The sequence below is a fragment of the Ruegeria sp. I1 genome (genome assembly GCF_056532675.1).
In genome coordinates this window covers 238,180-261,482 of sequence record NZ_JBQFNM010000001.1, presented here as the reverse complement: position 1 = coordinate 261,482, position 23,303 = coordinate 238,180, and the positions used below count along the sequence as shown (strand labels likewise).

At 56.1% G+C, this 23,303-nt stretch carries 27 protein-coding genes and 1 pseudogene; 12 read left to right on the top strand and 16 right to left on the bottom strand.

What is annotated here, in order from left to right; translation table 11 throughout:
- Positions 1 to 169: 169 nt before the first annotated feature.
- Positions 170 to 388 carry a hypothetical protein gene (locus tag ACR0DH_RS01305; RefSeq protein ID WP_480546577.1) on the top strand — a complete coding sequence of 73 codons (219 nt, stop codon included), beginning with the start codon at positions 170 to 172 and terminating at the stop codon, positions 386 to 388.
- 10 nt (positions 389 to 398) lie between these two features.
- Here the strand turns inward: ACR0DH_RS01305 and ACR0DH_RS01300 are convergent, their stop codons facing one another.
- On the bottom strand, positions 399 to 614 hold the full coding sequence (locus ACR0DH_RS01300) for a hypothetical protein (RefSeq protein ID WP_480546576.1): 216 nt from the start codon (positions 612 to 614) through the stop codon (positions 399 to 401).
- Positions 615 to 858: 244 nt separating this feature from the next.
- On the opposite strand from ACR0DH_RS01300, the gene ACR0DH_RS01295 reads away from it, so the two are divergent.
- From ACR0DH_RS01295 to ACR0DH_RS01280, 4 genes are read left to right on the top strand one after another with little or no spacing between them, the layout of a single operon-like run.
- Positions 859 to 1,722, top strand: coding sequence for an MBL fold metallo-hydrolase (locus ACR0DH_RS01295; RefSeq protein ID WP_480546574.1), 864 nt, complete (start codon positions 859 to 861; stop codon positions 1,720 to 1,722).
- A 33-nt stretch (positions 1,723 to 1,755) separates the two neighbouring features.
- On the top strand, positions 1,756 to 2,184 hold the full coding sequence (locus ACR0DH_RS01290; protein WP_480542191.1) for a YeeE/YedE family protein: 429 nt from the start codon (positions 1,756 to 1,758) through the stop codon (positions 2,182 to 2,184).
- Entirely contained in the window at positions 2,184 to 2,615 is a 432-nt protein-coding gene (locus ACR0DH_RS01285; protein WP_480546572.1) for a DUF6691 family protein, read from the top strand. The genes ACR0DH_RS01290 and ACR0DH_RS01285 overlap by 1 nt, the downstream gene beginning before the upstream one ends.
- Before the next feature lie 9 nt (positions 2,616 to 2,624).
- Positions 2,625 to 3,056 (top strand): protein tyrosine phosphatase family protein, encoded by a 432-nt coding sequence (locus tag ACR0DH_RS01280; RefSeq protein ID WP_480546570.1) that lies wholly within the window; start codon positions 2,625 to 2,627, stop codon positions 3,054 to 3,056.
- Positions 3,057 to 3,076: 20 nt separating this feature from the next.
- Here ACR0DH_RS01280 and ACR0DH_RS01275 read toward each other — a convergent pair whose 3' ends face one another.
- The 5 genes from ACR0DH_RS01275 to ACR0DH_RS01255 all read right to left on the bottom strand — a co-directional run bounded on the left by ACR0DH_RS01275 (position 3,077) and on the right by ACR0DH_RS01255 (position 8,985).
- Positions 3,077 to 4,174, bottom strand: a complete 1,098-nt coding sequence (locus ACR0DH_RS01275; protein ID WP_480546568.1) for a FliM/FliN family flagellar motor C-terminal domain-containing protein — start codon at positions 4,172 to 4,174, stop codon at positions 3,077 to 3,079.
- Positions 4,175 to 4,253: 79 nt separating this feature from the next.
- A complete protein-coding gene (locus ACR0DH_RS01270; protein ID WP_480546566.1) occupies positions 4,254 to 6,932 on the bottom strand; it encodes an ATP-binding protein in 2,679 nt (892 codons plus the stop codon).
- Positions 6,932 to 7,240: a hypothetical protein gene (locus tag ACR0DH_RS01265; RefSeq protein ID WP_480542182.1), complete on the bottom strand. Its 309-nt coding sequence runs from the start codon at positions 7,238 to 7,240 to the stop codon at positions 6,932 to 6,934. The genes ACR0DH_RS01270 and ACR0DH_RS01265 overlap by 1 nt, the downstream gene beginning before the upstream one ends.
- Positions 7,237 to 7,617, bottom strand: a complete 381-nt coding sequence (locus tag ACR0DH_RS01260) for a response regulator transcription factor (RefSeq protein ID WP_480546564.1) — start codon at positions 7,615 to 7,617, stop codon at positions 7,237 to 7,239. The genes ACR0DH_RS01265 and ACR0DH_RS01260 overlap by 4 nt, the downstream gene beginning before the upstream one ends.
- A 78-nt stretch (positions 7,618 to 7,695) precedes the next feature.
- The gene (locus ACR0DH_RS01255) at positions 7,696 to 8,985 is read right to left on the bottom strand and encodes a helix-turn-helix domain-containing protein (protein ID WP_480546563.1); all 1,290 of its coding nucleotides are present in this window, start codon (positions 8,983 to 8,985) and stop codon (positions 7,696 to 7,698) included.
- Between the two features lie 198 nt (positions 8,986 to 9,183).
- Here ACR0DH_RS01255 and ACR0DH_RS01250 point away from each other — a divergent pair, with 198 nt between their 5' ends.
- The 4 genes from ACR0DH_RS01250 (at position 9,184) to aat (ending at position 12,409) form a co-directional block, all read left to right on the top strand.
- Positions 9,184 to 9,720 carry a LuxR C-terminal-related transcriptional regulator gene (locus ACR0DH_RS01250; RefSeq protein ID WP_353006179.1) on the top strand — a complete coding sequence of 179 codons (537 nt, stop codon included), beginning with the start codon at positions 9,184 to 9,186 and terminating at the stop codon, positions 9,718 to 9,720.
- Between the two features lie 142 nt (positions 9,721 to 9,862).
- Positions 9,863 to 10,366, top strand: a complete 504-nt coding sequence (accB, locus tag ACR0DH_RS01245; protein ID WP_170530851.1) for an acetyl-CoA carboxylase biotin carboxyl carrier protein — start codon at positions 9,863 to 9,865, stop codon at positions 10,364 to 10,366.
- Positions 10,367 to 10,375: 9 nt separating this feature from the next.
- On the top strand, positions 10,376 to 11,725 hold the full coding sequence (accC, locus tag ACR0DH_RS01240) for an acetyl-CoA carboxylase biotin carboxylase subunit (protein ID WP_480546561.1): 1,350 nt from the start codon (positions 10,376 to 10,378) through the stop codon (positions 11,723 to 11,725).
- 51 nt (positions 11,726 to 11,776) lie between these two features.
- Positions 11,777 to 12,409: a leucyl/phenylalanyl-tRNA--protein transferase gene (gene aat / locus ACR0DH_RS01235; protein WP_480546559.1), complete on the top strand. Its 633-nt coding sequence runs from the start codon at positions 11,777 to 11,779 to the stop codon at positions 12,407 to 12,409.
- Here the strand turns inward: aat and ACR0DH_RS01230 are convergent.
- The 6 genes from ACR0DH_RS01230 to ACR0DH_RS01205 form a co-directional block, all read right to left on the bottom strand.
- Entirely contained in the window at positions 12,364 to 12,732 is a 369-nt protein-coding gene (locus ACR0DH_RS01230; RefSeq protein ID WP_480542174.1) for a DUF2155 domain-containing protein, read from the bottom strand. The genes aat and ACR0DH_RS01230 overlap by 46 nt on opposite strands.
- Positions 12,729 to 13,181 carry an outer membrane lipid asymmetry maintenance protein MlaD gene (mlaD, locus tag ACR0DH_RS01225; RefSeq protein WP_170530859.1) on the bottom strand — a complete coding sequence of 151 codons (453 nt, stop codon included), beginning with the start codon at positions 13,179 to 13,181 and terminating at the stop codon, positions 12,729 to 12,731. Before mlaD ends, ACR0DH_RS01230 begins: the two co-directional genes overlap by 4 nt.
- 12 nt (positions 13,182 to 13,193) lie before the next feature.
- Positions 13,194 to 13,577, bottom strand: coding sequence for an NADH:ubiquinone oxidoreductase subunit NDUFA12 (locus ACR0DH_RS01220; RefSeq protein WP_170530861.1), 384 nt, complete (start codon positions 13,575 to 13,577; stop codon positions 13,194 to 13,196).
- Between the two features lie 70 nt (positions 13,578 to 13,647).
- Positions 13,648 to 14,028, bottom strand: a complete 381-nt coding sequence (locus ACR0DH_RS01215) for a RidA family protein (protein ID WP_480546557.1) — start codon at positions 14,026 to 14,028, stop codon at positions 13,648 to 13,650.
- Positions 14,029 to 14,094: 66 nt separating this feature from the next.
- On the bottom strand, positions 14,095 to 15,360 hold the full coding sequence (gene clpX, locus ACR0DH_RS01210; protein WP_170530864.1) for an ATP-dependent Clp protease ATP-binding subunit ClpX: 1,266 nt from the start codon (positions 15,358 to 15,360) through the stop codon (positions 14,095 to 14,097).
- A 134-nt stretch (positions 15,361 to 15,494) separates the two neighbouring features.
- Complete coding sequence (locus ACR0DH_RS01205) at positions 15,495 to 16,127, bottom strand: ATP-dependent Clp protease proteolytic subunit (protein ID WP_480497281.1); 633 nt, start codon at positions 16,125 to 16,127, stop codon at positions 15,495 to 15,497.
- 254 nt (positions 16,128 to 16,381) lie between these two features.
- Between ACR0DH_RS01205 and ACR0DH_RS01200 the strand changes: the two genes are divergently transcribed.
- Positions 16,382 to 16,519, top strand: a complete 138-nt coding sequence (locus ACR0DH_RS01200; protein WP_480546555.1) for an entericidin A/B family lipoprotein — start codon at positions 16,382 to 16,384, stop codon at positions 16,517 to 16,519.
- 989 nt (positions 16,520 to 17,508) lie between these two features.
- Here ACR0DH_RS01200 and ACR0DH_RS01195 read toward each other — a convergent pair.
- Both ACR0DH_RS01195 and ACR0DH_RS01190 read right to left on the bottom strand, forming a co-directional pair.
- Complete coding sequence (locus ACR0DH_RS01195; protein WP_480546553.1) at positions 17,509 to 17,880, bottom strand: hypothetical protein; 372 nt, start codon at positions 17,878 to 17,880, stop codon at positions 17,509 to 17,511.
- Positions 17,881 to 18,010: 130 nt separating this feature from the next.
- Entirely contained in the window at positions 18,011 to 18,331 is a 321-nt protein-coding gene (locus ACR0DH_RS01190) for a hypothetical protein (protein WP_480546551.1), read from the bottom strand.
- 286 nt (positions 18,332 to 18,617) lie between these two features.
- Between ACR0DH_RS01190 and ACR0DH_RS01185 the strand changes: the two genes are divergently transcribed.
- Positions 18,618 to 20,081, top strand: coding sequence for a P-loop ATPase, Sll1717 family (locus tag ACR0DH_RS01185; RefSeq protein ID WP_480546549.1), 1,464 nt, complete (start codon positions 18,618 to 18,620; stop codon positions 20,079 to 20,081).
- A gap of 167 nt (positions 20,082 to 20,248) precedes the next feature.
- On the opposite strand, the gene lepA is transcribed toward ACR0DH_RS01185, so the two are convergent.
- Together lepA and ACR0DH_RS01175 are read right to left on the bottom strand one after the other, a co-directional pair.
- Positions 20,249 to 22,048, bottom strand: a complete 1,800-nt coding sequence (lepA, locus tag ACR0DH_RS01180; protein WP_480546547.1) for a translation elongation factor 4 — start codon at positions 22,046 to 22,048, stop codon at positions 20,249 to 20,251.
- 87 nt (positions 22,049 to 22,135) lie between these two features.
- Positions 22,136 to 22,690 (bottom strand): annotated as a pseudogene (locus ACR0DH_RS01175) (RNA ligase family protein).
- 245 nt (positions 22,691 to 22,935) lie between these two features.
- Here ACR0DH_RS01175 and ACR0DH_RS01170 point away from each other — a divergent pair.
- The gene (locus ACR0DH_RS01170) at positions 22,936 to 23,244 is read left to right on the top strand and encodes a hypothetical protein (protein ID WP_480546545.1); all 309 of its coding nucleotides are present in this window, start codon (positions 22,936 to 22,938) and stop codon (positions 23,242 to 23,244) included.
- The last annotated feature ends 59 nt before the right edge of the window (positions 23,245 to 23,303 follow it).

The following is a 23,303-nucleotide window of genomic DNA, read 5'->3' as shown; positions in this document are numbered from 1 at the left end:
GTCTCTCCCCAAGGCTAGAATCTGATGCTGTGACATCGGCAAGATGCCGGATACAGTGCGACCGCCCGGGTCGCAAGCACGCAATCCCGAACCGGGCCCAAAGCACGCTTGTGCGAATTGCCCCGATCCTTTAATCGCGGGTGCGGATCAGGCAGCTTTGCGGGGAACCATGTTTGAATTCATCACTTGGGGCGGGGCCGCCCTGTCCGTTGCCGGGCTTACCGGGTTGGTCTGGTGCATTCTTCGCGTGATAAAAGCGCGCAAGGCCGGACTGTCTGATGATGAACTGCGTACGGTTGTTCAGGGCGTTCTGCCCTGGAACCTCGGATCACTTTTTCTGTCGGTGATTGGCTTGATGCTGGTCATCCTCGGGATTTCCTTTGGATGACCTTGCGGAGTTAGACAGGCATATTGTCAAACTGCGCTTCCATTGCATCTTCGCACAACGCCGAGTCCAGTCGACGCAAACGAGATGGGACATGCATGCCCTGACGGCGCATGCGATCAACGATCTTGCTCACATTCGGTTGCAGGGCCAGGCGCGTATCGAGACAGGCATTCTCGAGCTTTTGTTCAATCTCTGTGAATTCGGAAAACAGGGTGTTCTGTTTCATATTGCTCCTCCCAGGTGGTGCCAGTATCTCCGATATAGGTAACGGGATTAAGACCAGAACAATCTAACCTCAGGTTGTGCGGAATCTTGCCGGGTAATTCGGTAGATTCGGCAGTCTTTCCCGGTTCGACTAAAGTTTAATCCAATATTGGTGTGGCTGCCTTGACAGACATCAATTGCCAAATCGGCAGTTGAAACACATTCCACATCCAATACATGTTATATAGACCGGGACGGAGGATGATATGACCCCTAAAGTGCAGGCTTTTTTTGATGATCAAACCTTCACGGTTTCCTATGTCGTGCGCGAACCCGAAGGCCGGGCCTGCGCTATTATCGACAGCGTTCTGGATTTCGATCATGCATCCGGACGCACCGGGACGAAGGCCGCGGACGTCATCGTTAAGTATGTTCAGACGAACGATTTGAAGGTCGAGTGGATCCTCGAAAGCCATGTCCACGCCGATCACCTGTCGGCCGCGCCTTATCTTCAGGAGAAGCTGGGTGGCAAAATCGGGATCGGCGATCAGATCGTGACCGTGCAAGACACCTTTGGCAAAGTGTTCAACGAAGGCACTGAATTCCAGCGCGACGGCAGTCAGTTCGATGCCCTGTTCAAGCAAGGCGATAGCTTTCATATCGGTCAGATGCGTGGGGATGTGTTGCACACGCCCGGTCATACCCCAGCCTGCCTGACCTATGTGATCGGCGACGCGGCCTTTGTTGGCGATACATTGTTCATGCCTGATTTTGGCACCGCCCGTTGCGACTTTCCGGGCGGGTCGTCCTCTACGCTGTATGAATCGATCCAGAAAATCCTCGCCCTGCCTGATGAAACGCGGGTCTATGTGGGACATGACTACAAGGCCCCAGGCCGGGATCAATACGCCTGGGAAACCACTGTGGGTGAGCAAAAAGCGCTCAACATTCATATCGGACAGGGGCGCAGCGTCGAAGAGTTCGTGGAAATGCGCGATGCACGGGATGCAACGCTGGCAATGCCACGCCTGATCCTGCCGTCTCTGCAGGTCAATATGCGTGCGGGTCAGATGCCCCCGGCGGATGAGCAGGGCGATGTGATGCTCAAGCTGCCGATCAACAAGCTCTGACTCTGCGACAACAACATTAAGGACGAACCGGATATGGACGCATCTTGGGTGATGGGCCTTTTGGGCGGATTGCTGATTGGTCTTGGCGGTGCGGTGTATCTGCTCGGCAATGGCCGCGTCATGGGGGCCAGCGGTATACTGGGCGGACTGGTCGACGGCAGCGCGCGCAACGAGATCGCCGAGCGTCTGGCATTTATTGTCGGCTTAATCGGAATGCCCCTGCTGTTACGCCCATTGATCGCGCCACATTCTGAAACACATCTGACCGGAAATCTGCTGCTGGTCGTGATCGCCGGGCTGCTGGTGGGTGTCGGGACCCGCATCGCAAATGGTTGCACCTCTGGCCACGGTGTGTGCGGCATCTCTCGGTTCTCACCGCGCGGGATTGTGGCAACACTGATTTACATCGCAGCTGGTGCGCTGACCGTTTTGGCCCTGCGGCACATGCTGGAGGTCATTTGATGCGCATCCTGATCGCTTTGATCGCAGGGGCCTTGTTCGGCACCGGCCTGCTGGTTTCGGGCATGACCGACACGACCAAGGTTCAAGGTTGGCTGGACCTGTTCGGCGCCTGGGATCCAACACTTGCCTTTGTCATGGGTGGGGCCATCCTGCCTATGTTGATCGCCTGGCGGATGACCAACGGACGGAAACCCATCGCTGGCGGCCAATTTCCGGCACCTCCACGCCCCGAACTGGACCATCGCTTGATCATCGGCTCTGTGCTGTTTGGCATGGGCTGGGGGCTTGTTGGGCTGTGCCCCGGGCCTGCAATGGCTTCGCTAAGTTTTGGGGGCCTCGGCGGATTGCTGTTTATGCTGGCGATGATCACAGGAATGTTCATCGCACCTAGCCTTGGCGCACAGCTAGACAGGGCTGCAAACCCAACCTAAGGATTTGTCATGGAGATTCGCCCAATTACCCCCCGCTACGCCGTCTCACCGCAGATCACGGTTGAGGATGTGCCCGCCATCGCCCAAGCCGGGTTCGTCAAGGTGATTTGCAACCGTCCCAATGACGAGGTTCCCTCAGACATGCAATCCGACACCATCGGCGAGGCAGTGCGCGCAGCCGGGTTGGAGTATGAGGTTCTGGAACTGACCCACCAGACCATGACACCCGAAAACGTGGCACGTCAGAGGGATATGGCCGAAGCTTGTGGCGGACCGGTTTTGGCATATTGTGCATCTGGCACACGGTGTTCGGTCGTCTGGGCCCTTGGTCAATGCGACCGGATGAGCACCGATGACATTCTAAGTGCCACAACACATGCAGGGTACCAGTTGGAAAACCTGCGCCCGGCATTGGATCACATGCGCAAGGCTGTCGACTAATGTTTCGGCATCTCGGGCGACTAACTCGCGTCTTCGGGGCCGTCCAGCCCCGCTAGTTGCGATATCTCAGCCACCATTTGTTCAGAGTTTTCAAAACTCAGATCACCGTCTTGTGCCTCTAGGGTGTCTGGACCAGCATCATAATCCGTAACATCGACGGCTTGGGCGCCCAGAGGCATATCAGGTGCGTTTTGACTGGCCGAGGCTGCCCGGCTTTCAATAAACTCCTGCGTCTCAATATCTGACAGAGCAGCCAAAGGGGCCTGTTCGTTAATCCGCACCGCGCGCAGTCCGCCACATTGGCCAAGCCGGCCAACCGCAGTCCGCGACCGATCAATGGCCAGAATTTCCGTCCGGTCAATGCGCGCATGTTGCAGCGGCAGAATATCCCCGGCGCTTAGCCCTGACAGGTCAGACAGTGGCACGTTCATGCGGCACAAAACGGCATTCAATTCGGCCCGGACAACGCCAGAGGATTGCTCCAGGCTGGGGCCCTCATCCGTTTCGGGGATCAGGCAATCCTCTTCCGGGGATGATTGTTGAGGCAACAAAATACAGACATGACCCTGCCGAACGCCACCTGCCAGATCGACCGTCAGTTCGAACCCACAATACAGATCTTCAACCAATGTCAGGCAAACGGATCGCAAACCCTGCGCACGGGACATGTATTCATAGCCGATCAGCCCAACATCATCTGATGCATTTTCGGCCAGCTCAGCCGCCTTGGCCAGCGCAGCTTCCAGCAGCGGTGCCGTCATAGCAGCATCCGTATTTGTGAACGCGCGCGCCTCTGGCGCAGTTTCGGTGACCTGACCAATAGTCTGGGTTTGCAAAATCGCCGACACCGCATTTGGATCCAGGCAGGCGGCTGCAATTCCATCTGGCCCTTTCAGGAACAGCAGCAGCCAGTCATTCCCAACCACATCGACCAGATCATTGGCAGGCTGCAGCGATTGCTTCGCACCAATCACAGCAAGGGGCAGGTTCAACCGATCCGCCGCTGCCCGCGCGAATCCCAGACGCAGCGCGCGCAGCACTGAACGCGGCCGGTTCTTCAAATCCTCGCGCCCCGCTGACAGCTTGCGCAACAGCGCGGTGTTCCCTGCCTCTGACATGACCAAAACTCACCAAATTGCTCGAGCCTCTGACCCTTGATGTAACCCGGTGAGTGTTACGAAGTTCTTTATCCGTCCCTCATTGCGCCGCTTGCTGATAGGCCAACGGCAGGCTGACCCGGAACGCAGCCCCGCCCTGCCCCGGCAGATAGCTGATCTCGCCCCCAAGCCGCTGCATGATCTCACGGCAGATCGCCAGCCCCAGACCCGCGCCGCCGGCCTTATCGATCCCGATCCGCGCAAATTTCTCGAATACCAACGATTGGGCCTCGACTGGAATGCCGTTGCCGTTATCAACGAAATCGATCACCACGCGTCCCCCGATATCATGCGCCGAAATCGTCAGAACGGGCTCATCCGCGTCGCAGTATTTCAGTGCATTGGAAATCAAGTTGATGACAACCTGCCCGAAACGGTCGAGGTCAGTGTGTAGCGGAATACGTTCCGAAGCGCGTGTTCGGCGGATTGTCAGAGGTTTCGATGCTCCGGCCAGCGCGGTTGAAACCGCACGATCCAGCACCGAACGCAGGCTACCATCGCTCATGTTCAGGCTGACCTGACCATTTTCAAGTACGCTCAGATCCAACAGATCATCCAGCAAACGGGTTAGGCGTAAGGCTTCATCATGAATGGTTGCAGCAAATTTAGTCTGTTCCTCGTCGCTCAGCCCTTCGGTGTCGCGCAGGATTTCGGAAAACGCGCGGATCGAGGTCATCGGGGTGCGCAGCTCATGGCTAACTTGGCTCAGGAAGCTGTCTTTTTGTTCCGACATTAGGGTCAGTTTGGTATTGGCTTCGCGCAGCTGCCGCGCGGTCCGGCTTAGTTCTGCCGACTTGACCTCCAGCTGGCTGGAGTATTCCAACAACTGAGCAGATTCGTCCGCCACAGCCAACAAATCCTCGACCGAGATTGAGGCGCCTCCAACGATCTGACCAATCATGGCATGGGCCGTGGCCGCACCAACCGAACCGCTGAGTTCACGTTCAAGCCGGTTCAGGAAGCCCGGCGTGGGCTCGGGCAGGTGTGACCTCCCACCCTGATGCTCGGCTTCGGCCTGAAAGAATGCCTGCGCGGGGCCAGTACCCAGAATGCGCTGGGTCATGATCATCAAATCTTCGCTTTGCGCCACCGACCCCGACCAGCCGCGCGGTGCAACGGAATGGTCGAAGACATTCACAAACTGCGCCCCCTGCAAACGCTCCAGCGGGCTGGGGAAGCTAATAAGCGACGCGACGCAAAAGGCGATTGTGTTCAAAGAGATCGACCACATCACGGTGTGGACCATCGGGTCCATTCCCTCGATCCCAAACAAGGCATGAGGGCGCAACCACCCTATCCCAAACGGGCCCTGTTCGATCACTATTTGAGACATCCAAAGCCCACCCATACCAGGCAAGAGCAGCGTGTAGCACCAGAGCGTAAATCCCACAGTCAGCCCGGCCAAAGCGCCGATGCGCGTCGCCCCTCGCCAGAACAATCCGCCCACAAGGGCGGGCAGGATTTGCGAGACCCCGGCAAAGGCAATCAAGCCGATCGAAGCCAGCGCCGCGCCATCGCCGATCAGGCTATAGTAGAAATATCCCAGCGCCATGACCGCAGCGATCGAAACCCGACGCGCCATCAAAACAATGGTCCGTACATCACCAGGGACAGATCCCACCCGCTCATGGGTATTCAGCCAGATCGGCATGACAATCTGGTTCGATACCATAGTGGACAGCGCCATCGCCGTGATGATCACCATCGAAGTGGCCGACGAAAAACCACCGATGAATGACAGCATGGCAAGCCAATCATTGCCCTGTGACAGTGGCACCGTCAGCACAAAAAGATCAGGGTTAGAACCAGGCGGTAAAAGGTCCAACCCGACGACCGCAATGGGCACAACAAACAGGCTCATCAGCAGCAGGTACAAGGGAAACGCCCAAGCTGCTGTCCTCAGATGGCCTTCATCGTCATTTTCAACGACCATGACCTGAAACATGCGCGGCAGACAGACAAAGGCAGCTGCGGACAGGAAGATGAACGCAGTCCAGCGGCCGGCGTCGATGTTCCATTGGCCAATTTCCGAGGCATCAATCCGATCCATCATTGGGCTAATCCCACCGGCAATACCCCATACGACAAACACACCAACGGCGATCAGGGCAAACAATTTGACCACCGATTCCACCGCAATCGCTGTGACAACGCCATGATGACGCTCGTTCACGTCCAGATTCCGTGTGCCGAATAGAATAGCAAAGACAGCCAAACCGGCCGCAACCCAGAATACGTTTGATCCGCTAGGGTATAGGCCAGATGGATCAGCCTCGACAAAAATCGAAAACGACAGGGTGATCGACTGAAGTTGCAGGGCAATATAGGGCGTTCCGGCAAGAACCGCCAAAATGGTAACGCATACGGCCAGCGTGTTGGATTTACCATAACGAGACGACAATAGGTCCGCGATCGAGGTCACCCTTTGGCTACGCGCAACCCGAACCAGTTTGCGCAAGCCCCACCACCAGCTGACCATCACCAACGTCGGCCCCAGATAGATCGTCACGTATTCCAGCCCGGACCGCGCGGCATTGCCAACCGCGCCATAAAAGGTCCAGGCGGTACAATAGATCGACAAGGAAAGTGTGTAGATCAGGGGCGAGCGTAGCCATTTCCCTCGCCCTGCCTCGGCCATTCTTTCAGCTGCGAAGGCCACACCAAATAGTAGTACCACGTAGCCCAGGCTTACCAATATCAGAATATTCGGCGTCGCCATCACTCAGTGTCCGCGCCGATATCGTCGCGAACGCCCAGACTTCTGGCAGTCAGGCCAAAGATCAGGCCAATCGCAATCAGCACGCCCCAGCATACAAATATGTACAGCATAGCCGATGAAAGCGGTACAGCGTCGTCGCCCGCGCTCTGATCCGGCCAAAGCAGCGGTAGTGCGAGAAGTGCCGCGCCTAAAAATGGCAATAGCCGGGCAGCATCGGCCAGTCTGCGACGGCGATAGCTTTGCCGCCCAAGGAATAGCGAGGACCGTTTGCCAGTAGGCATCTGGTCTATGTCACTATCAGAGGTCATGCCCGTGAGGCCTGCGCGTGAAGATCACGCACCGCAGTCAGCACCTCGGCATTTGAAAACGGTTTTGTCATGAACCGGCTAACACCCGCATTCTCGGCCATTTCCCGATCGCGGGATTGCCCGCGTGCCGTTAGCATCAAGACCGGCAAGCGTTGCATATCATCCAACTCGCGCAGGTCTCGCAGAATATCCATGCCGTTCTTTCCCGGTAGCATGACATCAAGGATGACAAGATCCGGGGCTGCAGACTGAATCACCTGAATCGCATCAGACCCTTCTGAATGCGTTTCAACATGCCAGCCTTCGCGTGTCAGCAAAAAGCGGATGGCCTCAGCGATGTTCGGCTCATCCTCGATCAACAGAACCTTACGGCTCATATTTTCAGTTCCTCCCCATGGCAGATCGCGCTCTTGGCACGCTGCCACCGCCAGATTAAGCGGTCAGTCATCGACCTGTCAAAAACCTTCGCTCAGAATCGAAGGCTCACGCCGCGATGTGCAATCCCGGCTGGGGCACACCCGGCAATTGGCCCCGACATGGGTCAAAGCCGATGCCCCCTCCTCCCCGACCGGTCGCACCAGCATGATCGACCGATAAGCCGGATCCTGATCATATCCGGGCACCGCATGAGGCCAAGCGTAAGCATGGCACTCGAACTCAGCCGCACTGCGCCCCAACTGAGCGATTTGTTTGCGAACCGGCACCAGAGGACGACTTAGCGCGGTGAACAAGGGCCACAACGGACAAGCCTCGCCATGGCGCGGCATAACGAAACCGGGAAGCGGTTTGAGGAACAGGACGCTGCCCGATGCATCGCACAAGGCCAGCCCTGCAGGGCGCGGCAAATACTCCTCTGGCACAAAGGCCAAACGTCGCAGAACTGTAGGGATATCGACCGCGAAACGTTGCGCCAACGTGATAGGGTCCGGTTCGCCCTTAGCGAGAATTTGCTTCAAATCGGCAAGCGGCATCGCAACCGCGTCCTCTGCGCACCAGCGCAGAATCTCTTGGGCGACAGAACGGGCGGTGGCGGTGTTCAATCCGTCTAGGGCAATACTCTCAGCCCCTGCCCTCGCTTCGAGTTCGGGAAAACTGTAGTTTCGAGCTGCAAAAAAGCTCTCAACCTCTTCCAGAGGGACACTACGAGGGGTCTTGGCCGCATCGCTTTCATCCAGATAAGACACCAGCGCCTTAGAGCTTTCGGCCAGTCGTTCAGCATCCTGATGCAGGTTCTTGTGAAACCGGTCCTGCCATTCGATTTCGATATCCTGCGTATCGGCCAGAATGGATGCGGTAGATCGAATGGCGGCAGCGGTTGTCAGAACCTCATGCATCGACGCGGCCAGATGCGGGTCATGTGTCAATCGGTCCGATAGCGTTTCGACCGTGCGTTCCAGTGACACGACGCGCTGATGCAATTGCGCCAGAACGCCGGCCCAGCCAGCAAAGCGGCTGGCAAATTCCTCCACCCCGTCAACCTCAGCCTGCTGTCCAACTGCATCTGCCGCCGCCTCTCGCAGTGCAGAAATCAGCGCCGCCTCGATCCCCTGGGTCAGTAGCGAGGGCTCTACATCCAAGGCTTCGGCAATATCGACTAAAAGCTTTCCACCGATTCTGCGGCGGTTATGTTCAATCAAGTTCAGATATGACGGCGAAATTCCAACGCGCTTTGCAAGCTCGGATTGCTTGAGCCCAGAGATCTGACGGCGTTCGCGGATCCGGCTACCGGTAAGCGTATCGCGCATCAAAGGCTCCTCCCTCACCAAGCTTTCAATCACAATCGAGCATTTTCAAGATATCTTATTTAGGCAATGTAGTTAAGGCAGAATTTTCAGATAGAATTTACAAGATTAACAAAAGCAACGGTAAATCACCCACTTCAAATCCACAGCAAATTCTCATGACCTCTTCTATTTCCGACCAATTCCCGGCACGATATGACGATGAGTGACCCCGCCTTCGAATATGCCCCAATTGGGCTGGTTGAACTGGAAAACCGGATCATCCGGCGCTGCAATCTGCAGTTTGCCCGGACGTTCGGAGGGGGTGAGAGCGACTATCGCAACATGCCTCTGCTTCACCTTTACCCCTCCGTCGCAGATTGGGAAAGGATCGGCGCGCGTAGTTTGCAGGTGATGCGGGACACCGGGTATTACACCGATGAACGGGTTATGCGACGACGCAATGGCGATTTATTCTGGTGTCGCGCACGCGGCAGGTCGCTGACACCGGATGATCCATTCCGTCATGGTATTTGGAGCTTTTCAGACATCTCGGAAGAACGCCCCCTGGTCGAACTGACCGTGCGGGAACGCGAAGTGGCGATCCTGTCCTGCCGCGGCCTCTCGGCCAAGGAAATCGGTGTCGAACTCGGCCTCAGCTATCGCACGATCGAAGCCTACCGCGCGCGCCTATTGGAAAAGTTCGGCGCGCGTAAGTTATCAGAGCTCGTGGCGAAACTTTCGGGCATGCCGCTCTGACCGCTCAGAGCGCGCACAAATTCCTTGAATCCTCGCTTCAGACTGCGCTTTTCATGGCCCCAAGCTTAGCTTATAACGCTGCGTAATTAGACCAAAGCCCGCAGGTTTAGATGGGCCACTAGGGGAACCGTCGAGGACACTCATGACAGATACCAAACACGACGCAGATGTAGCATTCATCAAGGCACTGGCCGAGTTGCTGCGCGAAAACGACCTGACTGAATTGCAGGTGAAACGCGAGTATGGCGAAGAAGACAGCCTGAATGTGCGCGTCAGCCGCATGACGCAGGCAGTCGCTGCGCCGGTTCAGGTCGCCGTACCTGCCGCCGCCCCGGCAGCCCCAGCCGCCGCACCCGCCCCTGCTGCAGCTGCCGCCGAAGCCCCTGCTGCACAGGAAGACCCGGCCAGCCACCCCGGCGCTGTCACCTCTCCCATGGTGGGCACGGTTTACATGCAGGCCGAACCCGGCGCGCCGTCGTTCATTTCCGTCGGCGGAGCGGTGTCCGAAGGTGACACGCTGCTGATCGTCGAAGCGATGAAGACCATGAACCACATCCACGCGCCCAAATCGGGTACCGTCAAACGCATCTTGGTTGGCGACGGCGACGCTGTGGAATTCGGTACTCCTCTGGTCATCATCGAGTAAGGCGGGCCCATGTTCGACAAGATCCTGATTGCCAACCGAGGCGAGATCGCCCTGCGCGTCATCCGCGCCGCGCGCGAGATGGGGATTAAGACGGTCGCCGTCCACTCCACCGCCGACAGCGACGCGATGCATGTGCGCATGGCAGACGAATCGGTCTGTATCGGCCCTCCGCCAAGCCCGCAAAGTTACCTATCTATGCCAGCGATCATCTCGGCCTGTGAGATCACCGGCGCACAAGCGATTCACCCCGGCTATGGCTTCCTGTCGGAGAATGCCGAGTTCGTGCAGATCGTCGAAGATCATGACATCACATTTATCGGTCCGAACGCCGAGCACATTCGTGTCATGGGCGACAAGATCACCGCCAAGGATACAATGAAAGAACTGGGCGTCCCTTGTGTACCCGGTTCCGATGGCGGCGTTCCCACGCTGGATGACGCAAAGCGCATCGGTGAGGAGTTCGGCTATCCCGTCATTATCAAAGCCACCGCCGGCGGCGGCGGGCGCGGGATGAAAGTCGCCCAAAACGCCGATGAGATGGAAAGCGCCTTCATGACCGCGCGCGCCGAGGGCAAGGCCGCCTTTGGCAATGACGAGGTTTATATCGAGAAATACCTTACCACGCCGCGCCATATCGAGATTCAGGTCTTTGGCGACGGCAAGGGCAACGCGGTCCATCTGGGCGAGCGCGATTGCTCGTTGCAGCGCCGCCATCAGAAAGTGTTTGAGGAGGCCCCCGGCCCCAGCATCACCCCTGAAGAACGCGCCAGGATCGGTAAGATCTGCGCCGATGCTGTGGCGAAGATCAACTATATCGGTGCAGGCACCATCGAGTTCCTGTACGAAAACGGTGAGTTCTATTTCATCGAGATGAACACCCGCTTGCAGGTGGAACACCCGGTAACCGAAGGCATTTTCGGCGTCGATCTTGTGCGCGAGCAGATCCGCGTCGCCTCAGGCCTACCGATGTCGTTCACTCAGGACGACCTGGAAATCGAAGGCCACGCCATCGAGGTTCGGATCAATGCAGAGAAACTACCCAATTTCTCACCCTGCCCCGGTAAGATAACGGCGTATCATGCGCCGGGCGGTCTGGGCGTGCGGATGGATTCGGCGTTGTATGACGGGTATTCGATCCCGCCCTACTACGACTCGCTAATCGCAAAGCTGATCGTACAGGGGCGCGACCGGACCGAAGCGCTGGCGCGCCTTGAGCGCGCATTGGGAGAGTTGATCGTTGACGGTATCGACACCACCGTGCCGCTGTTCCACGCGCTGCTGCAGGAACCTGACCTGCATAGCGGCGATTACAACATCCACTGGCTGGAGCACTGGCTTGCGGAGAATATGGCAGACTAACCTGTCTGGAAGGCCGGATGGAACCAATCCTCCGGCCTTCGGGTTTTTCTAATGAGCCTGACTACGGAACTTTTGCTGCATGGCTACTCCATCGGCATTTTTCCCATGGCAGAACATCGGGATGACCCAGAACTGTTCTGGGTCGACCCAAAATACAGGGGCGTGTTCCCTCTGGACGGGTTTCATATTTCGCGCAGTCTGGCCCGGAGCCTACGCAGATCCGGCTTTGACATCTCAATCGATCAGGATTTCAACGGCGTGGTCGATGGCTGCGCAGACCGGGTGGATACCTGGATCAACGGCGAGTTGCGACACCTTTATGATCAACTACACATGACAGGTCACGCCCATTCACTTGAGGTATGGGATAATGACAAGCTGGTCGGCGGCGTCTATGGCGTGGTGTTGGGGGCGGCTTTCTTTGGCGAAAGCATGTTTTCGAGGCGTACTGATGCCTCAAAAATCGCCCTGGCCTATCTGGTCGACCGGCTTAGACAAACGGGTTTCAAACTGTTTGATACGCAGTTCTTGACAACTCACCTTGCCTCGCTTGGCGCCATCGAAATTCCACGCGGTACATATCGTGAAGCACTTGAGGAAGCGATCAACGCAAGCGCTGATTTTTCCGCTGATATTCCTCAGTCAGCGGATGGTGTGATACAGCGGATCACCCAGACGTCATAGCGCGCATGATCCAAAGCATTCAACGCCGGTGACGTCGCAATCATCCAACCGTCAAACAGCTGATCTGCTTTGCCTTTTTCCCAGATCGTCAGATAGGCAAACGCATCGCCTGTGGGATTGTCCGCCGGGTACCGACAATCCCCCAAGGCTACATCCAATCCAAACACAGGCTGGGTGTCGCCGTTTTGCATTTCGATATCGATGGTCTGGCCGTTTACTTTGTCCAAGCCGCGCAACATGGCACCAGGGCCGGATTCGACCTTCTGCTGCGCAGATGCAGCGGTTGCGCAAAACGCGATGGCCATCAGCACCGAATGCTTCATTCGCTGCCATCTCCGGCCACGAATTTGACGAGCAGTGAAATCAGGCTGACCGCGCCTTGAGTATCTTCGATCTCGTCCCCCGGCTCGAAAAAGAACGGTGAGCCGCCCGGCATGACCTCAACAAAATTCCCACCCAGCAGACCTTCGGACGAGATCACGATGGCACTGTCATCAGGCACAAGGATCCCATCCGCAATCGTAAAGGTCGTATCGGCGCGATAGGTGTCCGGGTTCAGATCGACGTCGGTTACGGTGCCGATCTTGACCCCGGCCAAACGCACATCAGTCCCCACGCCGACCCCTTCAAGCGACCGGAAGGAAGCCCCCAGCTCATAACCCGCGCTGCTTTGCGACAGGCCCGTCGACTGGCTGGCGTAAACGCCAAATGACACGGCAACCGCCAGAACGGCACCACCGACGATGACTTCGGTCCAATTGTGGGTCGACATTGCTCGCCTCTGTTATTCGGGGCTCCAGGCCTCATAGTCTTTGCGCTCGACCGGATCGGGTCTGCGCAGCGATCCTGCCGGAGTGTAAGCCAGAGCGGTGCCCGTCAGGTTTTCCTGATGCGGTTTCTCCCAAGATTTATGAGGCAGCGGCTTATCGGTCGGCGGTTCATCCCAGGTACGATGCAACCAGCCATGCCAATCTGGATCAACGCGGCTGGCTTCGGCTTCGCCATTGAAAATCACCCAGCGTTTGCTGTCATCCGCATTGCGATAGAAGACGTTGCCTTCGTTGTCTTCGCCAACTTTCACACCTTTTCGCGCGGTATAAATCTGGGTGTTCAGGGTTGCCCCGTTCCACCAGGTCACGGCCCGCAGAAGAGTGTTCAGAATGCCCATCAGGTGCCTCCGGCAAAGTGCTCGGGAATGGTATGGACCAAAGGCGCGCCAAGGTCCAGTGCCACAGAAATCATCCGCGTTTTTCCGACAACGCGGCCGTTACTTCGATCTCGATACGATCCTCTGGCGTAATCAGATTACACTCAATGACTGTCGCTGCTGGAGGGTTGAGGCCAAAGGCCTCTTTTAGCAGAGGCCAGCATTGTTCAAATTCTGACATATCGGGCAGGTAATAGTTTACGCGCACAACGTCTTCAAAACCTGCGCCCGCCTCAGCCAGAGCTTTTTCGATAGCGTGCAACGACGATTTGCATTGCGAAACTACATCTTTCGGGATGTTATCGCCTTGGGCACATGTTCCTGCCACAAATACGAAGCCATTCGCTACCACCGCTCTGCAGTACCCAACCTTCTCTTCATACTCTCCGCCAGAATGAATTCTTCTAATCATTTAACCCTCCTTTACTGAAAAACGGCACGGGTTTACCGTGCCGTTTCATCAATTCGGTCGAACTGTTCAGCCGGCTGACGCAGATTCAGCCGCCTCGGCATAGATGATTAAAGGTTGTGCGACAGAGGTCACGGCCTCTTCGTTCACGACCACCTCGGTCACGTTCTTCATGCCCGGTAGTTCGAACATCGTGTCCAGCAAGATATCTTCGAGGATCGATCGCAATCCGCGCGCGCCGGTCTTGCGTTCGATGGCCTTTTTGGCAATCGCTTTCAACGCATCATCCGTAAAGGCCAACTCGGCGTCTTCGAGTTCGAAGAGGCGTTGATATTGCTTGACCAATGCGTTTTTGGGCTTGGTCAGAATTGTGACAAGTGCGTCTTCGTCCAAGTCTTCCAAAGTCGCCAGAACCGGCAAGCGGCCGACAAATTCCGGGATCAGACCAAATTTCAGCAGGTCTTCGGGTTCCAGGTCCTTGAATATCTCACCGACACCGCGATCATCATTCTCACGCACATCAGCGCCAAAGCCCATGGCAGAGCCTTTGCCACGCTGTGCGATAATCTTGTCCAGCCCCGCAAAAGCACCGCCGCAGATAAACAGGATGTTGGTCGTGTCCACCTGCAGGAATTCCTGCTGCGGGTGCTTGCGACCGCCCTGAGGCGGTACGCTGGCCACAGTGCCTTCCATCAGCTTCAGCAGAGCCTGCTGCACCCCTTCGCCCGAGACGTCGCGCGTGATCGATGGGTTTTCTGATTTGCGCGTGATCTTGTCGACCTCGTCAATATAGACGATACCGCGTTGTGCGCGTTCAACATTATACTCACTGGCCTGCAGCAGTTTGAGGATGATGTTCTCGACATCTTCACCCACATAGCCCGCCTCGGTCAGAGTGGTTGCATCTGCCATCGTGAACGGGACATCCAGAATGCGCGCCAGCGTCTGGGCCAGCAATGTCTTGCCGCAACCCGTTGGGCCGATCAAAAGAATGTTGGACTTCGCCAGTTCAATATCACCGCCGGCCTTTTGCGCGTGGTTCAGACGTTTGTAGTGATTGTGGACCGCCACCGAGAGAACACGCTTTGCCGTGGCCTGACCGATGACATAGTCGTCCAGCACCTCACAAATGTCCTTGGGCGTTGGTACCCCATCAGAAGATTTCAGCCCGCTGGCTTTGGTCTCTTCCCGAATGATGTCCATGCAAAGCTCGACACATTCATCGCAGATGAAAACGGTCGGACCCGCGATCAGCTTGCGCACCTCATGCTGGCTTTTTCCACAAAAGCTACAGTAGAGCGTGTTTTTGCTGTCACCGCCTGAATTCGTCGCCATGATCTACCTTTCGGGCTTCGTCCACTGCCCCTTATTCGGGGCCGCGCTTGCGCATGTTCATGCAGCTTAGGCCAGCACTGTGGCGGCTACAATCTCAAAAATGCGCCCGACGCCGATGGCGCCAGGCATGTTTCTTAGGCTTCTTCCGTGTCCATCTTGGCGCGGTTCTCGACAATCTCGTCGATATGGCCCCAGTCCTTGGCCTCTTCCGGGCTCATGAAATTGTCACGATCCAGCGCTTTTTCAACCGCCTTTTTTGTCTGCCCTGTATGGCGCACATAGATGTCATACAGGCGATCTTTCAGTTTCTGCGTCTCGGCCGCGTGGATCATGATGTCGCTCGCCTGACCCTGATAGCCACCGCTGGGCTGGTGCACCATGATGCGGCTGTTGGGCAGCGAAAAGCGCATACCCTTCTCGCCACCGGCGAGCAGGACCGACCCCATCGAGGCCGCCTGACCGATCACCAATGTCGAACATTTCGGCTTGATGTACTGCATTGTGTCGTAGATCGACAAACCACTGGTCACTACGCCGCCGGGCGAATTGATGTAAATCGAGATTTCTTTGTTTGGGTTTTCCGCCTCAAGATGCAGCAGCTGCGCCACCACCAGATGGCTCATCCCATCATGGATCGGGCCGTTGATGAAAATGATCCGCTCTTTCAGCAGACGCGAGAAGATGTCATAGGCGCGCTCACCCCGGCTGGTCTGCTCGACAACCATGGGGACAAGCGTATTCATGTAGGTTTCTACGGGATCGAACATTCTTAACCTGCCTGCTTTGCGATGGATCGGGAGAGTATCCCAACAAGTGTTACCCGAGTCTTAGTGTTGCCTTTGGGGGGCTGCAAGGGGTGCACCTCACTTCGCAGGCCGATTGTGAGATTGTTGATCGCTGGTGCTAACTCAGGTCATATTCAACCGGGCCTGCCGCTTTTGTCACGAACAGCGCCGCTGATGCTGGTCCCGCTTGGGAAAAGGTGCTACCGAAATCAAGATCGACCACCAAGGAGACGAATATGATCCGAGCAATCCTGATTGGCCTGAGCCTGTTGGCCCTGACCGCCTGCGAAACCGCCAAAGGCGCGGGCAAAGATATCGAAAACGCAGGGGATGCAATCCAGAATGCGGCCACTGAGGTTCAAGAGAACATCTGACAAGCCCAGTATATTGCGGAGCCGCGCCAAAATTCATCAACATATTGTTGATCTTCTGATCTAGAACCACTAGTCTCGGCGCTACAGGTGCATAGACGCGGCACTGCATTATCTGACACAAAGACGGGGTTCTTTCGTTCACACGAAGGAACCCCGTTTCCATTCGAAGGGGTCTTGGATGATGGCCTGTATGGAACCAGAATAGGAAAAGGCGTCAGGTGCGCAGACGCGGTCTTTGCATGTATCCTTGCGGACACTCCTGACGCCTTACCGGTTCAGCGCGCCCCAAGGGGCACCCTGATCCAGTTGCCTCAGCCCCTTTCGAAGCTGCGACTGCTGCTTCGACCCGAAGGCCGTTACAGCGCCCAAGACCCATTTTGAGAAGCTGATCTATCGACCCGGGATCTGACACCCAATTCGACCGCTCAGCAACCGGTAAACCCCTGCAAACCCGAGCAAATCCTAAAACTTACCCGATCCTGCGTTGGCCCCCTGGCCCTTGCGCCCCGCTGCCTGTTCCGAGGAAGTGCTGCGGTGATTTCACTGTTACATTGCGGCCAGAAACCGGCAAGAAAATAGCACTGCAGCATGAAAAATAGACGGGGATAACCTGTTGATATCCGCCGGGAGGGCGATGTGGATAAATCGAGAAGTTTTGCAACTTGGCCTGCTTGCGCGTGGAAAAGTCCGAACCGAACAAAAACGCTCGAAACCCAGTCGATGCTGCAGGTGCGAAGGCCACCTGCAGCCGAAACTTGACTGATCCCGCCTTGGTTGAGCCCGAATCGATGGGCGACGACCAAAGCGGGTTGGTTCTGAGAAGCGTCCCGACCTGATCATAAATACCTACTAAACGCCGCCCGCTTGGGCAGCTGGTACCCCCTACAATAGATCAGGCCGGAGACGCTTCAGTTCACCTGTCGTTCCAGAACAGTGCTGTAGGTCGTTCCAGTCCGCAGGCTACGGAAATCTGCGTAGATCTTGTCGTCCTAATATCGCGCATCGATCAGCGCGTTGATTCCGGTAGTAGGTTCGGCAGAACTCTCGATGATGCCGATCTTGCCCGAGCCATCCTGACTGATCGAACCCGTCGCTTCGTACATGGTCCAATCATCCATGGCGCTGCGGCGCCACATGCTGGGCCCCCAAAACGCATTGTCATGTTGCACCTTGATGTCGAGCACCCATTCCGACTTGTTGAAACGCGGCGCAGCGCCGGTGGCCGAATTCGAGGGCGAAACGGTGGTTTGGCTGGCTGTCCAAGTTCCACGCAGATCGGGTGTGGTGTCGGCGGCGGCAGCGGTGCCGAGGGCGAGGCTCGTGGCCAGAGCGGCTGCTCCGGCAGTCATAAATCTGGTCATGGGCTTTCCTCCCTGAGGTTGAGGCCATCAGCGGCCCGTGTTCCACAGATTGGGAGGGGGAGGACGGGTTGCAACTTACCTAAAGGAAACTTCATGAAGGGCTTAGATTGGCGTTAAGTACCGGGCGCGCTCAGGCCCAGGCCAGCGCGGTGCCGATGATGACAAGGCTGATGCCGAAGGCTTCACGGTATGAGAAATTCTCGCCGAACAGAAAGTACGAGGCGATGGCGATCAGAACAACCTCGGCCCCCAGAATGCCGGTATAGATGATGCCCAGCCGTTCTTCGCGCAGCGCGGCGAGTTCCAGCGTCGCCCCGGCCAGCAGGGTCGCAACGATCAGCAGCCCGAGCCCCACACCGGGGAGCTTCCACCAGAACTTCATCGCGATCATGGCCACGGAATAGAGCCCCGCCGACCCGAGGGCGATGATGGGGATCATGGATGTGGACATCTGCGCCTCCTGCCGAGGGTTCCGATGGGTCAAGTGTAGCAGGAGAGGGTGGTTGGGGCTGTGAGGTGGGTCACAGTGGATTTGGGAATAGCGGTGACGAGTCGCTTTGCTCTGGGCGAGGTAAGTGATTGGTTGAGACCGCTGCGGCGTACATCTCGCCAATCACAGTAACCAAATAAGACCACCGACAATCAACGGCTTCTATGTCGTTGTTTTTTCACACGCATTACTTGAACATCGCCCCTCGAAAAACTATCCTAAAGATACCAATTCTCGGAGGCAAAAAGTGCTTGAACAGATCAAACAATTTGATGATGAAACGATTCAAAAATTATTTGGAACAGATACAGCGGAAGACGAAGACCCAGTCAGGTTAAAAGAATATTTCTTCAAAAACAAAAGTTACCAAAACATTCGCTCAAGTTTGCCACTCAGAATTCTAGTCGGGCACAAGGGTATCGGTAAGAGCGCTCTCTTAAGAATGTCGCACTTAGAGGATTTGGATGACGGAACGCTCTCACTATGGATTCAACCAAACGATTTGATCTTGGAAAATTCCAAGGACAAAACTTTTCTAGAGAAAATTTCCGGTTACAAAAAACTAATTAGCCGCGCCATCTACCACAAAGCATTGGAAAGCTTAGGTATTCAAGACGCCAGCACGCCAACGATTACCCTCCAAAACGCTGGAAAACAAATTATTTCAGCTTTAGTTGAAAAAGTATTAAGCCATACCGGCGCGGATACCGATCTGGAAATTCAAAAGATGCGCGACCTCTTTGCCTCGGATCGCGAGATACGAATTTATATCGATGACATCGATCGCGGCTGGAAAGCAACGCAGGATGACATCAACAACATCTCCGCCCTAGTAAATGCATCTAGGGATCTAACAAACGAGGATCAACGTATTAAGATACGCATTGGTCTGCGTAGCGACGCTTACTATCTGTTCAGAACATCCGATGAGAGCACTGACAAAGTTGAAGGCAACGTGGTTAGACTTTCATGGACTAGGCACGATGTTATCAGCGTTATGGCTCTCCGTGTCGCAAGTTACTTCGGAAAAAGTATAGACCCTGCAATACTGGAAGAATTGGGTCAGAAGGACATTGCCAGAGAGATTCATCCGGTGATTGAGGATCGGTTTACTGTAGGAAAAGGGCATTGGTCCGGTGCACCAATCCACATCGTTCTTTTATCGTTAAATCGCAATAGACCTCGTGATTTGATTAAATTGCTGACTGCAGCGGCTCGCGAAGCCTACAAGAATGGTAACGACAAAATCAAATCGAGTGATTTGGAGAAAACATTCTCCGATTACTCGCACGGGCGCATCACAGACCTTACCCTGGAATTTAAATCTGAAATGCCGGAGATTGAAAAACTCCTGTACAATATGAGGCCGAGTGGGAAAAGGCAGCAAGATAAAGATAAAAGATGGTTATACACAAATGACGAGCTGATCAAAAAAATTAAGGATATCGGCCAGAGTCAATCTCTTTCGTTTAGGAACGGAAAAGCCGCCACACCCAAAGCGATCGCTGAATTTCTATATAAAATCGACTTCATTATAGCCCGCGACGATGACGAGCGAGGTGACGCTCGGTGGACTCACTTTGATCAAAACCGAATGCTACAAAGCCAATTCGTGGATTTCGGATATAAATGGGAGGTACACCCCGCTTATCGTTGGGCACTACAGCCTAAGAGCGTCCACGAGATCATGGATGATATAAGTTTCAGCTAGTACACATTTTGCTACCATGTGGGCACGCGGTTGCCTGCACCAACCACATTCGCCCACCCGCCGTAAAAATGGCCAGCCTTTAGCTGTCCACTTGCTCTCAAACTGCACCGGGTGCCGCACGCGTTTGGCTTTGCCAAAAGCTTTCGCGCACTCGCACTTAAAATGGACTAAGAGTCCATTTTAAGTGCGGAAATAAACGCCTCCTGCGGGATATCGACCTTCCCGAACTGACGCATCTTCTTCTTACCCGCCTTCTGCTTGTCCAGCAGTTTGCGTTTCCGCGTGGCGTCGCCTCCGTAGCATTTTGCGGTCACGTCCTTGCGCAGCGCCGAGAGGGTCTCACGCGCGATGACCTTGCCTCCGATGGCGGCCTGGATCGGGATTTTGAACATGTGGCGCGGGATCAGGTCCTTGAGCTTTTCGCACATCGCCCGGCCCCGCATCTCAGCCCGGTCGCGGTGAACCATGGTTGACAGCGCGTCGACTGGTTCATCATTCACCAGCACCGACATCTTGACCAGATTGTCCTCGGTATAGCCGGTCATCTGGTAGTCGAACGAGGCATAGCCCTTGGTCACCGATTTCAGGCGGTCGTAGAAGTCGAAGACGACCTCGTTCAGCGGCAGGTCATAGACGACCATGGCACGGGTACCCGCATAGGTCAGGTCCAGCTGGATGCCACGGCGGTCCTGGCAGAGTTTCAGCACGTCGCCGAGATATTCATCGGGCACAAGGATGGTCGCCTTGATGCGCGGTTCCTCGATATGGTCAACCTTGGACGGGTCGGGCATGTCGGCGGGGTTGTGCAGCTCGATCATCTCGCCGTCCTTCATGTAGACGTGATAGATCACCGACGGCGCGGTGGTGATGAGCTCGATATCATATTCGCGTTCGATGCGGTCGCGGATGACCTCAAGGTGCAGAAGGCCGAGGAAGCCGCAGCGGAAGCCAAAACCCAGCGCGGCCGAGGTTTCCATTTCAAAGCTGAAGCTGGCGTCGTTCAGGGCCAATTTGTCGATCGCATCGCGCAGGTCTTCGAATTCGGAACTGTCGACGGGGAAGAGACCGCAGAACACCACCGGCTGCGCGGGCTTGAAGCCGTCCAGCGCGATTTCAGTCCCGTTGCGGTCATTGGTGATCGTGTCACCGACGCGGGTGTCACGGACCTGTTTGATCGAGGCGGTCAGGAAGCCGATCTCACCGGGGCCAAGACTGTCGACCATCTCCATCTCGGGCCGGAAAACGCCGACGCGGTCGACATGGTGCAGGGTGCCGTTCGACATGAACTTGACCCGCATGCCCTTTTTCAGCGTGCCGTCCATAATGCGGACCAGAACGATGACGCCGAGATAGGCGTCGTACCACGAATCCACCAGCATCGCCTTGAGCGGCGCGTCCAGATTGCCCTGCGGCGCGGGCAGTTGCTGCACGATGGCTTCGAGCGTTTCGTGGATGCCCTGCCCCGTCTTGGCGCTGACCTGAATGGCGTCGGTCGCGTCGATGCCGATCACGTCCTCGATCTGTTCCGCCACGCGGTCACAATCGGAGGCAGGCAGGTCGATCTTGTTCAGAACCGGCACGATCTCATGATCGGCGTCGATGGCCTGATACACGTTCGCCAGCGTCTGCGCCTCGACCCCTTGGGTCGAGTCAACGACCAGCAGCGAGCCCTCGACCGCACGCATGGACCGGCTGACCTCATAGGCAAAGTCCACGTGGCCGGGCGTGTCGATCAGGTTCAGCACATATGCCTCGCCATTGTCGGCGGTATAGTCGATGCGGACCGTGTTGGCCTTGATGGTGATGCCGCGTTCCCGCTCGATATCCATGCTGTCGAGCAGCTGCTCCTTCATGTCGCGATCCTTGACGGTTCCGGTCTCTTGGATGAGCCGGTCAGCAAGGGTGGATTTGCCATGGTCGATATGCGCGACGATGGAGAAATTGCGGATATGAGCGAGGTCTGTCATGGGTTGGGGATATGCGTCGGAAATGGACTGTGGTCAAGGTGGGACGAGTCCCCAGCGAAACCCTTTGATTGCGAGGCCTCAGACCGTTCAGAGCAACCTGTTTTTGACCAACTCCGCGTTCATCCAATGCGTCTCGCTTTGAACGTGGCCCTCGCGCACATATTTCGCGAGGTGAGTGGGCATGTCTTCCTCGTTAAACGCAGCCGTTGTGCGAACGACAAACCCCTCCTGCGTATCCAGATTCAAGTCTGCTATCACATCCGCCACGACCTTAGCAGAGAACCGCCCGCGATAGAGTTCGGGCACAGCGGTGATCCCAAGCTCGACGAAGCGTGAACGCGTCGCGTCCCAAGACTGTACCATGTCCCGCTTCACCCACGCGAACCCAAGGAAATAGGTCGGCAATGCCGAATACGCTATGGAGTGGCACGCAAACAGTTATTCACCAACAATGCGCTCGTCTTCGGCAAGCTGCGGCGAAATTCCGGCTGCGAAGGCCTTCATCCAATCTCGAGACGGGTGGTATCGTGCGTCAATACTGCGGGGGTGACAGCCGTGGCTGTGAATAGTCGTGTTCTCGCCATCCATCTTTTCAGTAAAAACCACCTCGTCAGCCGACACCAACGCGTCAACGCTGGACATGATCTTGTCATCGCTGGTGGCACCGGGAGATTGCGGCAAATGAAATGTACGCCCGTATTTCTTAAGCATATTCGTCTCGCGAATGAATTCTAAGCAAACTCGGGCCAGAAAACGCGACATCAACCATGTGTGCAATCACTTTTTCGAAGCACCCGATTGATCCCGAATCCACTTTGATTCATACTCCGCCGCAGACTGAGAGGGGCACAAGACCCCTCCGGGCAGGCAAAGAACGAGGCTCTAGCATGAAACAGTTCCTCCTCATCGCATTTTGTACGGCATCGCTGACGGCGATTGCTCCGGTTGCAGACGCGTCTCAGATCAAGCGGGCGTGTCTGGCATCAGATCGTCAGGCGGCGACGCGGGATCGGTGCAGTTGCATTCAGCGCGTGGCGGATCAGGCGTTGACGCGCAGTGATCAAAAGACCGTCTCGAAATGGTTCGAGGACCCCCATCAGGCGCAGCAGTTGAAGATGTCGCAGACCGCGCGTGATGATGCGCTGTGGGATCGATATCAGAACTTCGGCCAGATGGCGCAGGCGATCTGCAGCTAACCCCTGTCAGTCCTTGACCTGACCCGCCCTGCGCCCCAGAAAAGGCGCAGCGAAAGGTG

Bases quoted from the DNA above. Each gene is read 5' to 3' on its own strand.
- ACR0DH_RS01305 (WP_480546577.1), top strand. From the start codon at position 170: ATGTTTGAATTCATCACTTGGGGCGGGGCCGCCCTGTCCGTTGCCGGG.
- ACR0DH_RS01230 (WP_480542174.1), bottom strand. From the start codon at position 12,732: ATGAAGCATTCGGTGCTGATGGCCATCGCGTTTTGCGCAACCGCTGCA.
- ACR0DH_RS01265 (WP_480542182.1), bottom strand. From the start codon at position 7,240: ATGACCTCTGATAGTGACATAGACCAGATGCCTACTGGCAAACGGTCC.
- ACR0DH_RS01255 (WP_480546563.1), bottom strand. From the start codon at position 8,985: ATGCGCGATACGCTTACCGGTAGCCGGATCCGCGAACGCCGTCAGATC.
- ACR0DH_RS01170 (WP_480546545.1), top strand. From the start codon at position 22,936: ATGAAACAGTTCCTCCTCATCGCATTTTGTACGGCATCGCTGACGGCG.
- ACR0DH_RS01190 (WP_480546551.1), bottom strand. From the start codon at position 18,331: ATGTCCACATCCATGATCCCCATCATCGCCCTCGGGTCGGCGGGGCTC.
- ACR0DH_RS01220 (WP_170530861.1), bottom strand. From the start codon at position 13,577: ATGGGCATTCTGAACACTCTTCTGCGGGCCGTGACCTGGTGGAACGGG.
- ACR0DH_RS01290 (WP_480542191.1), top strand. From the start codon at position 1,756: ATGGACGCATCTTGGGTGATGGGCCTTTTGGGCGGATTGCTGATTGGT.
- clpX (WP_170530864.1), bottom strand. From the start codon at position 15,360: ATGGCGACGAATTCAGGCGGTGACAGCAAAAACACGCTCTACTGTAGC.
- ACR0DH_RS01300 (WP_480546576.1), bottom strand. From the start codon at position 614: ATGAAACAGAACACCCTGTTTTCCGAATTCACAGAGATTGAACAAAAG.
- mlaD (WP_170530859.1), bottom strand. From the start codon at position 13,181: ATGTCGACCCACAATTGGACCGAAGTCATCGTCGGTGGTGCCGTTCTG.
- accC (WP_480546561.1), top strand. From the start codon at position 10,376: ATGTTCGACAAGATCCTGATTGCCAACCGAGGCGAGATCGCCCTGCGC.
- ACR0DH_RS01215 (WP_480546557.1), bottom strand. From the start codon at position 14,028: ATGATTAGAAGAATTCATTCTGGCGGAGAGTATGAAGAGAAGGTTGGG.
- ACR0DH_RS01270 (WP_480546566.1), bottom strand. From the start codon at position 6,932: ATGGCGACGCCGAATATTCTGATATTGGTAAGCCTGGGCTACGTGGTA.
- ACR0DH_RS01295 (WP_480546574.1), top strand. From the start codon at position 859: ATGACCCCTAAAGTGCAGGCTTTTTTTGATGATCAAACCTTCACGGTT.
- ACR0DH_RS01205 (WP_480497281.1), bottom strand. From the start codon at position 16,127: ATGTTCGATCCCGTAGAAACCTACATGAATACGCTTGTCCCCATGGTT.
- ACR0DH_RS01285 (WP_480546572.1), top strand. From the start codon at position 2,184: ATGCGCATCCTGATCGCTTTGATCGCAGGGGCCTTGTTCGGCACCGGC.
- lepA (WP_480546547.1), bottom strand. From the start codon at position 22,048: ATGACAGACCTCGCTCATATCCGCAATTTCTCCATCGTCGCGCATATC.
- ACR0DH_RS01275 (WP_480546568.1), bottom strand. From the start codon at position 4,174: ATGTCAGAGGCAGGGAACACCGCGCTGTTGCGCAAGCTGTCAGCGGGG.
- ACR0DH_RS01250 (WP_353006179.1), top strand. From the start codon at position 9,184: ATGAGTGACCCCGCCTTCGAATATGCCCCAATTGGGCTGGTTGAACTG.
- aat (WP_480546559.1), top strand. From the start codon at position 11,777: ATGAGCCTGACTACGGAACTTTTGCTGCATGGCTACTCCATCGGCATT.
- ACR0DH_RS01280 (WP_480546570.1), top strand. From the start codon at position 2,625: ATGGAGATTCGCCCAATTACCCCCCGCTACGCCGTCTCACCGCAGATC.
- ACR0DH_RS01200 (WP_480546555.1), top strand. From the start codon at position 16,382: ATGATCCGAGCAATCCTGATTGGCCTGAGCCTGTTGGCCCTGACCGCC.
- accB (WP_170530851.1), top strand. From the start codon at position 9,863: ATGACAGATACCAAACACGACGCAGATGTAGCATTCATCAAGGCACTG.
- ACR0DH_RS01260 (WP_480546564.1), bottom strand. From the start codon at position 7,617: ATGAGCCGTAAGGTTCTGTTGATCGAGGATGAGCCGAACATCGCTGAG.
- ACR0DH_RS01195 (WP_480546553.1), bottom strand. From the start codon at position 17,880: ATGACCAGATTTATGACTGCCGGAGCAGCCGCTCTGGCCACGAGCCTC.